Origin of the sequence: Kitasatospora sp. NPDC058406 (genome assembly GCF_042722765.1) — a bacterium.
Lineage (GTDB): Bacteria > Actinomycetota > Actinomycetes > Streptomycetales > Streptomycetaceae > Kitasatospora.
Map to the genome: position 1 here is coordinate 105915 of NZ_JBHXKE010000001.1, position 11879 is coordinate 117793.

The window sequence follows — 11879 nt, forward strand, 5'->3', positions numbered from 1 at the left end:
AGGCAGTGCCGGAGGCCGACCGTGCGGGACGTCGGAGCCGCCGCCCTCCCCTGCCCGGGTTCGCCCGCCCGGGCGACCCGAGGGCGGGTTGGCCCGGCCGCGGCGGACGGGTCGGTCACTGTGGATCGGGACGTGCCCGCGACGGCGCGGGGCGCACGAACGCAGAGGCAGGGTGAGCGGCGATGTCGCGCAGAGGGTCCGTACGGGGTTTCCTCGGAAGGTCGCTGACGGTGGGGTCCGCGCTGGTGGCGCTGGCCGCCGGACCGGCGTGGGCGTGTCCCGACGCCGACGCGACGGCGGGCACCGACCCGGGCAAGGAGAGCGCGGCGACGGCACCCGCGGCGCCCGCGACGCCCGCCGTCTCCGACTCGGACCTGGCGGTGGTCCGGCTGGACCCGGACGCCGCCGCGCCCGGCGGCACCACCACGGTGCACGCCTTCATCAGCAACACCGGCCCGGAGCGGACGGCCTCCGCGTTCACCGTCGTCGTCACCCTGCCGGAGGGGGTGACGGCCGAGGGGCCGTTCTTCCCGGAGAACTGCTACGAGTTCCAGAACGGCCACCGGGTGCGCTGCACCTTCCCGGCCGGGCTGGGGGTGTACCGCAGCGCGACCGCCCTGATCCCGGTCAGGCTCGCCACGACCGTCCCCCTCGGCAACCTGGAGGGCGGCTACGTCGCGGTGCGCGGCGACGACGACCACAACGAGGCCAACAACCGGCAGCCGTTCGCGATCGAGGTCGTGCAGACCGCCTGAGACCGCCCGCTCCTCCGGGAGCGGACGGTCTCGGGGCCGGTCCTAGCGGTAGACCCGGACGTAGTCCGCGGCGAAGGTGATCGGCGCGGTGCCCTGGGGCGCGGGGTGGTACTGCCCCGCGCTCAGGGACAGGTTGAGGATCAGGTACGCGGACCAGGTGGTGCCGACGCCCTTGCCGTCCGAGAAGACCTTGACCCCGTTGACGTACCAGTCGACGGAGGTGGCGCCGTAGTGGGTGCCGATGGTCACCCAGCCGTCCTTGGCTATCGCCTTGGCGTCCGTGTAGTACAGGTGACCCGGCTTGACGTGGTTGGTCAGTTCCAGCAGGTTCGGGTTGTCGGGGTGGTACTCGAAGGTGTCGATCTCCCCGTTGCCGTTCTTCCAGGTCCACAGCGCCGGCCAGGCGCCGGTGCCGGCCGGGAGCTTGACCCGGGTCTCGGCGTAGTCGCCGGTCTTCACCTGGAAGCCCTCGCCGGAGTACTCGGTGGTGAGCAGCCCGGTGTCCCAGGACTGCTTGCCGTTCTCCAGCTTGTTGGCGCCCGGCCTGGCGGTGAACGTGGCGGCGCCGCCGCCGACGGTGACGTTGTTCTTGTTCAGCCAGTCGAGCTTGTTGTCGTCGGGGTTGTGGTTGCCGTAGCGGTAGGCGCTGCTGCGGTCGCCGGTCCAGCGGGAGCCGTAGGCGATCGGGCCGCTGAACTCGTCGGACCAGGTGAGCTTCTTGCCCGCGACGGGGGCACCGGTGGCGGGGGGCGTCGTCGGGCTCGTGGTGGGGGGCGTGGTGGGGGGCGTCGTCGGCGACGGGGTGGGGGTCGGGCTCGGCGTGGCGGTGGCGGAGACCACCAGCTGCCGGGAGGGCAGGTTGTGCCAGGCACCACCGAGGTCCTGCCAGAAACCGAACTGGGTGTAGGTGCCGGCCGCCAGGGTGCGCGCACCGGTGGTGATCGACAGGCCGCTCGGGCAGATCTGCGCGTTGCTGACGTTGCCGGGGAAGTCGAGGTTGCGGCCGGCCGCGTCGCGGATGCCGACGCCGACGGTCTTGGCGGTGAAGCAGGCCGAGGAGTGGACGGCCAGCGAGGCGGTCGAGGCCTTGCCGGCGACCATGGTCGCCGGGGTGAGGGCGTCCTGGGTGACGGTGGGCGCGGTGGCGGCCTGGGCTCCGGTGAGGGCCGGGACGCCGAGCAGGCCGGCGCCGGTGACGGCGAGCACTCCGGTGGCGGCGAGGGCGGCGGTGCGGCGCCGGTGGGTGGGGCGGGCGTGGCGGGGCGCGTGGCGCCGGGCAGGCCGGTGCGGGGCAGGGGGCATGGCTGGGTCCTCTACGACGCCTGCGAGGTGAGCTGTCGGGTTCGGGCTGAGGTTGCCCGGCCGCCCGGGGAGCGGCTTCACCCCTAGCCGCGGTCCGGGCGCGGAGGCGCACGGACCGGGCACTGACCTTGGGTCCCCCGCTCCCGTCCGCTGTGGTGCTCGGGTGCCGACCGGCGGGTGGACAGGACTCGGCGTCCCGACGGCGGGAGTCCGCGACAGCGGACGCCCCTGCAGGCTAGGCAGGCCGCCGGGGACCGGACAACCTCGCACGGACGGTTGTCGCGCAGGTCACAGACCCGGCGTCCGCGGATGATCAACGCGCCTGCGGAGTTGATCAGTTGGGAGGAAGCTACGGATCAGGCCCCGGCCGGGGCCCTCCGGTCCGGGGCGGCACCGGCGCCGCGCTCCCGAGGAGCACCGCGGCCCGGTCGAGGAGGGCCGCCCTGGAGGACCGCCCGGGAGGGCAGGTTCCCCGGCCGGTGGCGGGGTGGAGCGGGAGGCGGCCGGCAGGAGGGCGCGGCAGGAGGACGTCCGGTGCGGGGCCCGGCCCGTCGGCCCCGGCCCCGTGCCCGAGTACGCCGCGAAAGACGGGGCGGTCGGATAGGTTGGGGATCCAACCGCGCCGGAACCGTCCGGACCGCACCGGGAACCGCATGAGAGACGAGGACCAGCCCCACCATGACCGCCCCCCTGCCCGGCTTCGCCGGCCGCACCTTCCTGTTCCAGGTCGACAACGGCGCAGCCTTCCGCAACGCCTACTCGGCCGACGGCAAGCGGCTGCGCTGGGAGGGCCTCGGTGAGTCGGCCGGCCAGTGGGAGGACGTCGCCCTGCACGTCGCCGAGGTCGGTCCGCAGCTGTACTTCGTCAGCTGGACCGAACAGAGCGGCATCACCGTCAGTCACGTCATGGACCTGGGCCGGATGACGGTCCGCGCGTTCTGGACGTACGAGGGCGAGGGCGGCCGGGTCGGCGAGCTGCACACCGGCACGCTGCAGTCCGTGGCCTGACGGCCGCCTGTCGGCCCCGGGCCACCGGGGACGTGCCGGCCGTCCTGGCCGTCCTGGCCGCCTGCCGATCGGGCCCGGTGGTCAGACCGTCCGGCCGGGAACCACCAGGTGCTGCGAGATCCACTCCAGCGAGGACGGGAGCAGCCTGCTCCAGGTCTCGAAGTTGTGGCCGCCCGTTTCCAGCATGCTGTAGGAGACCTTCATCGGGCTGCGCGTCGCGGCCACGAACGCCTCGGTCTCGCGACGGTAGTCGCCGTCGCCCTCCTTGGTGCCGGCCAGCAGCACGGCCACCTCGGGCTGCGGCAGGTTCTTGAGGCGCCACATCAGGTCGGCCTCGTTGCGGCGCTGCTCGCTGCCCTTGAAGAGGTCACCGGTGGTCGGGTCCTCGGCGGCCCGGTAGTAGCCGGAGAGCGAGACGGCGGTCGGGTAGACCTCCGGGTGGCGCATGGCGAGCTTGAGCGCGCAGTAGCCGCCCGTCGAGTTCCCCATGAACGCCCACGCCCGCGGATCGCCGGAGACCCGGTAGGTCGCCTGGATCGCCGAGGGCACGTCCTTGGTGAAGTACGTCTCGGACTGCGGGCCGCCCGGGACGTCCTCGCACTCGGTGTCCTGCGGCAGGGCCGGCGAGGGACGCACCAGCACCAGGACGGTCGGCTGCATCCGGCCCTCCTGGAGCAGCTTGAGCGCCGCGCCCGGGTAGTTCAGCCGGGTCACGAGGTTCTTGGCGATGCCGGGGAAGCCGGTGCTGACGACCAGCGCCGGGAACTGCTTCTGCTCGTACTCCGGCTGGAAGTACTGCGGCGGCAGGTAGACGTAGCCCTCGGTGGAGAGCCGGGTGGTGGCACCGTCGATGCGGATCTCACGGATCTCGCCGGACTGCTCGGGGTCACGGCCCAGTGCCCCGCCGCCCTTGACCTCGGCGTGCCCGATGGTCTCGACGCGCAGCCGGCCGGAGGCGTCCGCCTTGTTGTGGATGACCACCGGACCGCTGTCGCCGGTGCCCAGCAGGTCGTCCCAACTGCTGTAGAAGGCGAAGTAGTTGTTGGCGACCAGGCCGAGCGCGGCGAGCACGGTGAGCTGCGTCGCGCACAGCGCGCCGATCCGGCCGAGCACCGCCTGCCAGGTCCGCTTCGACAGTCTCGGCCACAGCCAGACCGTCCCGGCCATCGCCGCGACGGCGATCAGGACGGTCAGTGCCAGCACCTTGTGGCTCGTCAGACCCATGTCTTGTTTGCTCCCACGCCTCGTACTCCCCCGCCCCCGGGGGAAGGACACCCGGGAGGGCCGCCCCGGTTCCCCGTCCACAACGGGGGCCGTCGCCGGGGCGCGACCACCCACCCTAGCGGTCCGAAGCGGTGCCCCGGACCCGCCGACCAGCGGTCATCGCCTCGGTCTCCGGGAGGAGACGCCCGCCGCGCGTACGGGCCGGCCTCGCGCGGGAGGGCCCGGCGAAGCACGCTCCGGACCACGGGAAGGGCGAGGGCGCGGTGGGGCGAGGGCCTCCCGCACGGCGCCGGGACCACGCTCGGACGGCGCCGGGAGGTCCGGGCCGGTTGCTCCGCCTGGGCCCGCGTCAGCTGACGCGGGCCCAGAGACCGAGGCCCGCGGTGAGCTCGTGCATGCAGCGGGCGCCGAGCTCCCGGGGCGATCCGGGGCCGGTGGCCGCGGCCCCGGAGACGGCCCACTGCTCGAGGGCGACCCGGATGGCGGTGGTGGCCGCCGCGGCGGCGAGCCGGATCTCCAGCACGTCGGTGCCCTGCGGACAGCGGGCGGCGATCGCCAGGTGCAACCGCTGCTCGGAGTCGGCGTGCACCCGCTGCCACACCGAGGCGAGGCGGGGGTCGCGGAGCAGGTCGCGGGTCCACTGCATGGCCTCGACGGCGTCGTCGTCGGGCGGCGTCAGCGACTCGGCCGCCGAACGTTCCAGGGCCTCGCGCACCGGCAGGCCGGCCGAACCCTCGGCGAAGAGCCGCACCCAGCGCTCGCCGCCCGCCGCGAGCAGCGGGGCGACGGCGTCCTCCTTCTCCGAGAAGTAGCGGTAGAAGGTGCGCAGCGAGATGCCCGAGGCCTGGGCGATCTCCTCCGCGGTGGTCGCCTCGGCCCCGCGGGCGGCGAAGAGCGCCGCGGCGGCGCGGGCGATCTCCAGCCGGGTGCTCTCGCGGCGGCGCTGGTTGAGGGTGGGGCGTCCGGTCACGGGGTCAGGCTACGCGGACGGCGGGCCCGGTGACACGTTGCGCCGCCCTGGCACGGGAAGACGGCAGGGCGTGGCCGGTCGATGTGACGCGAGGAGCACAGGTGACGCGTCACGCCTTTTTGGCACGACGTGCCACATGGGCGTACGGTGCCAGTGAGGTCGCGAGACCACGAACGGAACGGAGTACCACCATGGAGCGCTTCAACGGACGGAACGTCCTGGTCACCGGCGGCGGCTCGGGCATCGGACAGGCCACCGTGCACCGGATCCTGGCCGAGGGCGGGCGGGTCGTCGCCGCCGACGTCAACGGGACCGGCCTCGGGGCCACCCTGGAGCGGGCGACCGCCGACGGCACCGCCGACCGCCTCACCACCGTGGTCCTGGACGTGTCGGACGAGACCGCCGTCCGGACGGGCGTCGCCGAGGCGGTGGCAGGACTCGGCGGGCTCGACGTCCTGGTGAACGCCGCCGGCATCCTGCGCTCCTCGCACACCCACGAGACCAGCCTGGAGTTCTGGAACAAGCTGGTCGCGGTCAACCTGACCGGCACCTTCCTGATGACCCGCGAGGCCCTGCCCGCCCTGCTCGCGGGCGGCCGGGGCGTGGTGGTGAACTTCAGCTCCACCTCCGCGACCTTCGCCCACCCCTACATGGCCGCCTACGCGGCGACCAAGGGCGGCATCCAGTCCTTCACGCACGCGATCGCCGCCGAATACGCCAAGCAGGGCCTGCGTGCGGTCTGCGTCGCACCCGGCAGCATCGACAGCGGCATGACCCACGACCCGGGGCTGCCCGCGGACGCCGACCTCGGCCTGCTGGCCAAGCTCTCCCCCGCCCTCGGCCAGGGCTTCGCCGGACCGGAGACGGTCGCGGGCGTGATCGCCATGCTCGCCTCGGAGGACGGCGCGTTCGTCACCGGGACGGAGATCCGGATCGACGGCGGCACCCACATGTGAGGCGTGGCGCCGCCTGGGGCCCGCCCGCACCGACCGCCCGCGTCGGCCGGGCGGGCCCTCCGGTCGCTCAGGCCGCTCCGGTCGCTCAGGCCGGCCGGCCCGGCCCGAGCCACTCGGCGGCGAAGGCCCGCGCCGGGTTGGCGGTGAGAAGCCGGTGCGGAAGATCGGGGCCGAACGCCCGGGAGAGCCGCGGCGCCAGGGCCGTGAGCAGGTGTGCGGGACCAGGGGCGCGGCGGGCCGAGCGGGTGGTGGTGTCACCACCGAGGAGCAGCCGGTCGCCGTGGCCCGCCTCCACCACCGCGGCGACGGTGTCGAAGAGGTGGTGGTCGGTCGCGTGGTGGGCACGGGAGGGACCGTCCAGGGCGAGGTACGCGCCGGACGCGGCGAGCTCCCGGTGCAGCCGCAGGTCGGGGTGACGGTTGAGGTGGCCGAGGATCACCCGCTGCGGCCGGACGCCGTGGCGACCGCAGAGCAGATCGAGGACCTCGGGTGCGGCGGTGCCGAGTTCGTGGTGGACGGCGATCGGCGCGCCGGTGGCGTGGTGCGCCTCGGCGGCTGCCGCCATGACCCGGCGGGTGTGCGGGCCGAGCCCGTGGTACTCCCCCGCCACCTTGATCAACCCGGCCCGGACCCCCTCGGGGGCGCCCCGCAGTCCGACGGTGAGCTCGGCGACGAACAGGCCCGCGAGCCCGTCGTAGCGCCGTTCCAGTTCCGCCGGGTCGTAGTGGACGGCCTGGTGGAGGCCGGTCGCGGCGACCAGGTGGACGCCGGTCGCCCGGGAGAGGGCGGCGAGCTCCTCGGCCCGCCGCCCCATGCCGAACGGGGTCCACTGGACCAGCGCCCGCCCGCCGGCCGCGGCGAAGTCGCGCAGGACCGCTTCGGCGGCGGTGGGGTCGTCGAGCTCCTCGCCGGGAAGCAGCGGGCTGCGCAGGAAGAGGTGGTCGTGCGCGTCGCAGACACCGAGGTCGACGGGGTCGAGGTCGCCGAGGACGGTGCGGACCGAAGGGCGCGTGGTGCTCACGGCGCCCCGGCCCCCGCGGCGGCGGCGTCGTCCGCCTCGGCGAAGGTCGCGGCCGCGACGCGCAGCCCGGCCAGGGCCTTGGGGACACCGACGTAGGGCGCGAGGTGGACCAGGACCTCGGTGATCTCCTCCCTGGTCAGACCGATCCGCAGGCTGTTGCGGACGTGGTCGGCCAGTTGCGGTTCCACTCCGCCGAGGGCGGTGAGGGCGGCCAGATTGGCGACCTGGCGGTCCCGCAGGGCGAGCCCCGGGCGCTGGTAGGTGCCGCCGAACAGGGTGGTCACGATCCAGTCGGGGAAGCCGGGCGCGAGTTCGTCGAGCGGGCCGAGGGTGCCGGTCCGGGTCCGCGGGTCGGCCAGCCGGTCCAGCAGGGCGTAGCCGGCGGCGCGGTCGAACGGGGCGGGAACGAGGCCGGCGGCGGTGACGTCGGCCGGGACGGAGCCGGTGGCGGTGGGGCCGGTGGCGGTGGGGCCGGCGAGGACGGGATCGGCGAGGTCCATCGGGAAGGGCGGTCCTTTCACCAGTGGCGGCCGACGGGCAGCCGGTCGAGTTCGGGGCTGGACAGGTGGTGCACGCGGTAGCGGGTGCCGGGCGCGTCCTCGGGGGCGGCGCGGAGCCAGAGGGCGATGTGCAGCAGTTCCCACCGCCCCGGGTCCACGGCGACGGCCGCCGTGTGCAGGTCGGGGTGGTCGGGCAGTTCGGCGAGCGCCCGTTCGACGGCCTCGGCGGGGTCGGCGTCCTCGGGGAGCCGGTAGAGGCGGCGGGTGGCGGCGGCCGGGGTGCCCGGCGCGCCGCCCCGGCGCAGGCCCGCGCCCAGCCAGTGCCGGACGGCGGGCCGACCGAAGTCGGCGCTCAGCCCTCGGAATCCCGGGCCCCAGAGGAAGCCGTTCATGCCTTCGGCCGTGCGCCAGAGGTAGAACGGCGCGTACTGGTTGACGGGCGACCCGTCGAGGCCGCGCTCGCGGACCAGATAGGCCTTGAGTCCGAGACCGGGGTGGCCGTCGAGGAGGTGTCCCCTGGTGGCGATCCGCCGGTGGACGACCGTCATGTCGTAGTCGGCGGGGAGGGTGATCTCGTACTGCATGGCGTGCACGGGCGGACTCCCCGGGGGTCGGCGGAACGCGGGCGGGTGCGACGCGGGCGGGACGGCGGTCCTGCGGCCCCGTTCAGCCGGCCCGGTGCGCGGCGAGCAGGGCGGTGACACCGCGCACGGCCTGCTCGAACGGTTCGGCGCTCTCGGCGGCGCGGGCGAGGACGTAGCCGCCCTGGACGACGGCGACCACGGCGGCGGCGAGGTCGGCCGGGTCGGCGGCGGAGCGGAGCTCGCCGGTCGCCTGCCCCTCGGCGACGACCTCCGCGATCCGGCCGCGCAGCCAGGTGAAGGTCTCCTCGACGGGGGCGCGCAGCCGCGGGTCGGCGACCACCTCCGGGTCCTGGGCCATCCGGCCGATCCGGCAGCCGCGCAGGACGTCGCGCTCGCGGTTCAGGTAGGCGGCGATCCGGTCGCACGCGGTGCCGGGAGCCGCCAGGTCGGCCTCGGCGACGGCGCGCATCTGCTCGGCGCTGCGGCGCAGGGCGGCGGCCGCGAGGTCGGGCTTGCCGTCGAAGTGGTGGTACATGCTGCCCTGGCCGACGCCGGCGCGCTGCTGGATGGCCTTCGGGCTGGTGCCGACGTAGCCGCGCTCCCAGAGGAGCTCCTGGGTGCTCTCGACGAGACGGTCCTGGGTTGCCATGACGATCACGGTACCCACCGGCGGGCGCGATGTACATACCAGTAGGTACAGAACCCTCGGGAGGCCCGAACGCCCGGAGACGCCCACGGGCCGTGGGCCGCCCCCCGGCGGTCCACGGCCCTGCGAGATCGTCGTCCCCGGCGAGGCCGGGCGGCATTCACCGCAGGACGGTGGCGCGCATCACTCCGCACACCGCCGGGCGTCACGGAGCGTCACGCCTGCGGCCGGACGGACGGCAGCTCGCGCCGGATCACGGGGGCGACCTCGCTCGCGAACAGCTCCAGCTGCTCGTGCTGGACGTCCTCGGTGAGCGCGTCCACCCCGATCCCGACCACCTCGTTGCCGAAGGCCTCGTGGTAGCGGTGGATCTTCTCGATCACCTGCTGCGGGCTGCCGACCAGCGCCGAACCGCGCTCCAGCGCGTCCTCCAGCGACTCGAACGGCGACTTGTTGTGCCGGCCCGCCGCCGAGTCGAACAGGGCGTCCCAGTACGGGCGGAACCCCTCCACCGCGTCCTGCGACCGCTCGGCGATGAACAGCCCGCCGAACCCGGTCCCCACCCGGGCGTCCTCGGGGGCGCGGCCGTAGTGCTCCCAGCGCTCGCGGTAGTGGTCGACCAGCGCCTTGTACTTCGGCAGCGGGTGGAACGCGTTCGCGGAGAACAGCGGGTCGCCGTAGCGGGCCGCGAGCTCGGTGGACAGCGTGCTGGTGGCGCTGCCGTGCCAGACCGGGATCGGGGTCTGGTAGGGGCGCGGCCAGGTCGTGACCTCCTTCAGCGCCGGCCGGGTGGTGCCCTCCCAGCTGACCCCCTCCTCCCGCCAGAGCCTGCGCAGCAGCCCGTAGTTCTCGGCCAGCGCGTCCCACTGGCGGTCCTCCGGCAGGCCGAACAGGTCGAAGTGGCGCGGGTCGTTGCCCTTGCCGATGATCAGTTCGAGCCGCCCTCCGGAGAGCTGGTCGACCAGCGCATAGTCCTCCGCGACCCGCACCGGGTCGAGGACGGAGAGCACCGTGACGGTGGTGAACAGCCTGATGGTCAAGGTGCGGGCGGCGATGGCGCTCAGCAGCACGGGCGGCGCCGGGGAGAGGAACGGCTCACCGTGCCGCTCCCCCACCCCGTAGCCGTCGAAGCCGAGCCGCTCGGCGGTGACGGCCTGGTCGATGACGTTGTGCAGCTTCTCGGACGGGGTGCGCTGCACGCCGGTGACGGGGTCGGGCCCGTTGGACACGAGGGACGAGACGGTGAACCGCACGACGGTCTCCTTGTTGACGTTCGATGGGGTGCCCGTCGGGACCGCCCGGGAGGGCCGCCGGACTCCGGGGTCCGGGGATCCGGGCTCCGAGGTCCGAGGTCCGAGGTCCGGAGGGCCGGGGATCCGGCGACGCTCAGGAGGTCCGCGGGGCCCGGGACACCGGCGGCGTCGGCACCGGTGGGTTCACCGGGGCCGGAGCCGGGACGGGGCCCGGAGCCGGGACGGGGGTCGGGGGCGGGGTCGGACGGCGGCCGGGGTGCGGCTCGACGGGGCCGGACGGCCGGCGCGGCAGCCCGGCGCAGCGCACCACGGACGGTCGCTCACGCCGGGGCAGCACCGGGAAGGGGGTCACGCCGGAAGCCGGAGCTCCGGCCGGCTCAGCGCGAGGTGCTGCGGGAACGACAACAGCGAAGGAGGGTGGTACGAACGGACATCCGGCTCCCCCTTCGTCTCGCACACACACGATCCACCGCGAGCATAGGCACCGGTCAGGAGCGAGGCAAGGGTCGCCGGGCGAGCAGCGCCACGGGCTCGGCAAGTCCCTCGGCCGAACGCCCCCGGCCTGGCAGGATGTCCGGCATGAGCTACCTCGCCGCGGATGACCGCTATGCCTCGATGACCTACCGCCGGGCCGGCCGCAGTGGCGTGCTGCTGCCGGCCGTCTCCCTGGGCCTGTGGCACAACTTCGGTGACGCCCAGCCACTGGACGTCCAGCGGGCGGTGCTGCGCCGCGCCTTCGACCGGGGCATCACCCACTTCGACCTGGCGAACAACTACGGCCCGCCGTACGGCAGTGCCGAGCGCAACTTCGGCCACCTGTTCGCGCAGGACTTCCGCCCGTACCGGGACGAGCTCTTCATCGCCTCCAAGGCGGGCTACGACATGTGGCCCGGCCCGTACGGCGAGGGCGGCAGCCGCAAGTACCTGCTGGCCAGCCTCGACCAGTCGCTGGGCCGGATGGGCCTGGACTACGTGGACGTCTTCTACTCGCACCGCTACGACCCGGACACCCCGCTGGAAGAGACGATGGGCGCGCTGGCCTCGGCCGTCCGGGCGGGCAAGGCCCTGTACGCGAGCATCTCCAACTACCCGGCGGAGCAGCACCGGGAGGCGGTGGCGATCCTGCGCGACCTGGGCACGCCGGTGCTCCTGAACCAGTGCCCGTACTCGATCCTCAACCGGTCGGTGGAGGACGGGGTACTGAACGCGGTCGGCGACACCCAGACCAGTCTGATCGCCTACTCCCCGCTCGCCCAGGGTCTTCTGACGGACCGCTACCTGTCGGGCGAGGTGCCGTCCGGTTCGCGGATGTCGGTCGGGCACTTCCTGAAGGAGGAGGCGCTCACCGGGCGGAAGCTGGAGCAGTTGCGGGCGCTGAACAAGGTCGCGGAGCGGCGCGGCCAGACGCTGGCGCAGCTGGCGCTGTCATGGGTGCTGAAGGACCCGCGGGTGGTCTCGGTGATCATCGGGGCCAGCAGCGTGGCGCAGCTGGACCAGAACATCGACGCGCTGGCCGGCGGTCCGCTGACGGCCGAGGAGCTGGCGGAGATCGACTCGCTGAGCGGCTGAACGGCCGAGGAGTCGAGCGGCTGAGCGGTCGGGCGGCGGCAGGCGACGCGCCCGCCGTGGCGCCCGACAGCGGCACCCGGTCGGTCACTGG

Annotated in this window: 12 protein-coding genes and 1 riboswitch; of the genes, 4 read left to right on the plus strand and 8 right to left on the minus strand. The window is 74.2% G+C overall.

The genetic code is table 11. The features are described from left to right. The first annotated feature begins 230 nt into the window (after positions 1–230). Positions 231–755 carry a hypothetical protein gene (locus ACFWOG_RS00460; protein WP_329950512.1) on the plus strand — a complete coding sequence of 175 codons (525 nt, stop codon included), beginning with the start codon at positions 231–233 and terminating at the stop codon, positions 753–755. 42 nt (positions 756–797) lie between these two features. Here ACFWOG_RS00460 and ACFWOG_RS00465 read toward each other — a convergent pair whose 3' ends face one another. After that, entirely contained in the window at positions 798–2057 is a 1260-nt protein-coding gene (locus ACFWOG_RS00465) for a hypothetical protein (protein WP_329880509.1), read from the minus strand. A gap of 9 nt (positions 2058–2066) precedes the next feature. Further along, positions 2067–2215, minus strand: a riboswitch (cyclic di-AMP (ydaO/yuaA leader). Positions 2216–2735: 520 nt separating this feature from the next. Between ACFWOG_RS00465 and ACFWOG_RS00470 the strand changes: the two genes are divergently transcribed. Then, a complete protein-coding gene (locus tag ACFWOG_RS00470; protein WP_329880511.1) occupies positions 2736–3065 on the plus strand; it encodes a MoaF N-terminal domain-containing protein in 330 nt (109 codons plus the stop codon). A gap of 81 nt (positions 3066–3146) precedes the next feature. Here the strand turns inward: ACFWOG_RS00470 and ACFWOG_RS00475 are convergent, their stop codons facing one another. Together ACFWOG_RS00475 and ACFWOG_RS00480 are read right to left on the minus strand one after the other, a co-directional pair. After that, on the minus strand, positions 3147–4289 hold the full coding sequence (locus tag ACFWOG_RS00475; RefSeq protein WP_380353351.1) for an alpha/beta hydrolase: 1143 nt from the start codon (positions 4287–4289) through the stop codon (positions 3147–3149). A gap of 349 nt (positions 4290–4638) precedes the next feature. Continuing rightward, on the minus strand, positions 4639–5259 hold the full coding sequence (locus ACFWOG_RS00480; protein WP_355406053.1) for a TetR family transcriptional regulator: 621 nt from the start codon (positions 5257–5259) through the stop codon (positions 4639–4641). 191 nt (positions 5260–5450) lie between these two features. Here ACFWOG_RS00480 and ACFWOG_RS00485 point away from each other — a divergent pair, with 191 nt between their 5' ends. Beyond that, complete coding sequence (locus tag ACFWOG_RS00485; protein WP_380353354.1) at positions 5451–6215, plus strand: SDR family NAD(P)-dependent oxidoreductase; 765 nt, start codon at positions 5451–5453, stop codon at positions 6213–6215. An 85-nt stretch (positions 6216–6300) separates the two neighbouring features. Here ACFWOG_RS00485 and ACFWOG_RS00490 read toward each other — a convergent pair whose 3' ends face one another. The 5 genes from ACFWOG_RS00490 to ACFWOG_RS00510 form a co-directional block, all read right to left on the minus strand. Then, positions 6301–7236, minus strand: coding sequence for a phosphotriesterase (locus tag ACFWOG_RS00490; RefSeq protein ID WP_380353357.1), 936 nt, complete (start codon positions 7234–7236; stop codon positions 6301–6303). Then, complete coding sequence (locus ACFWOG_RS00495; protein WP_380353359.1) at positions 7233–7736, minus strand: carboxymuconolactone decarboxylase family protein; 504 nt, start codon at positions 7734–7736, stop codon at positions 7233–7235. The genes ACFWOG_RS00490 and ACFWOG_RS00495 overlap by 4 nt, the downstream gene beginning before the upstream one ends. 17 nt (positions 7737–7753) lie before the next feature. Further along, the gene (locus tag ACFWOG_RS00500; RefSeq protein ID WP_380353362.1) at positions 7754–8329 is read right to left on the minus strand and encodes a DUF4865 family protein; all 576 of its coding nucleotides are present in this window, start codon (positions 8327–8329) and stop codon (positions 7754–7756) included. Between the two features lie 73 nt (positions 8330–8402). Then, positions 8403–8969 carry a helix-turn-helix domain-containing protein gene (locus ACFWOG_RS00505; RefSeq protein WP_329880520.1) on the minus strand — a complete coding sequence of 189 codons (567 nt, stop codon included), beginning with the start codon at positions 8967–8969 and terminating at the stop codon, positions 8403–8405. A gap of 212 nt (positions 8970–9181) precedes the next feature. Further along, positions 9182–10219, minus strand: coding sequence for an LLM class flavin-dependent oxidoreductase (locus ACFWOG_RS00510; protein ID WP_329950506.1), 1038 nt, complete (start codon positions 10217–10219; stop codon positions 9182–9184). A gap of 579 nt (positions 10220–10798) precedes the next feature. Between ACFWOG_RS00510 and ACFWOG_RS00515 the strand changes: the two genes are divergently transcribed. Beyond that, on the plus strand, positions 10799–11788 hold the full coding sequence (locus ACFWOG_RS00515; protein WP_329880523.1) for an aldo/keto reductase: 990 nt from the start codon (positions 10799–10801) through the stop codon (positions 11786–11788). The last annotated feature ends 91 nt before the right edge of the window (positions 11789–11879 follow it).

What these genes read in the sequence shown, in the direction of transcription:
- ACFWOG_RS00470 (WP_329880511.1), top strand. Translation starts at nt 2,736, where the DNA reads ATGACCGCCCCCCTGCCCGGCTTCGCCGGCCGCACCTTCCTGTTCCAG.
- ACFWOG_RS00495 (WP_380353359.1), bottom strand. Translation starts at nt 7,736, where the DNA reads ATGGACCTCGCCGATCCCGTCCTCGCCGGCCCCACCGCCACCGGCCCC.
- ACFWOG_RS00505 (WP_329880520.1), bottom strand. Translation starts at nt 8,969, where the DNA reads ATGGCAACCCAGGACCGTCTCGTCGAGAGCACCCAGGAGCTCCTCTGG.
- ACFWOG_RS00465 (WP_329880509.1), bottom strand. Translation starts at nt 2,057, where the DNA reads ATGCCCCCTGCCCCGCACCGGCCTGCCCGGCGCCACGCGCCCCGCCAC.
- ACFWOG_RS00515 (WP_329880523.1), top strand. Translation starts at nt 10,799, where the DNA reads ATGAGCTACCTCGCCGCGGATGACCGCTATGCCTCGATGACCTACCGC.
- ACFWOG_RS00485 (WP_380353354.1), top strand. Translation starts at nt 5,451, where the DNA reads ATGGAGCGCTTCAACGGACGGAACGTCCTGGTCACCGGCGGCGGCTCG.
- ACFWOG_RS00475 (WP_380353351.1), bottom strand. Translation starts at nt 4,289, where the DNA reads ATGGGTCTGACGAGCCACAAGGTGCTGGCACTGACCGTCCTGATCGCC.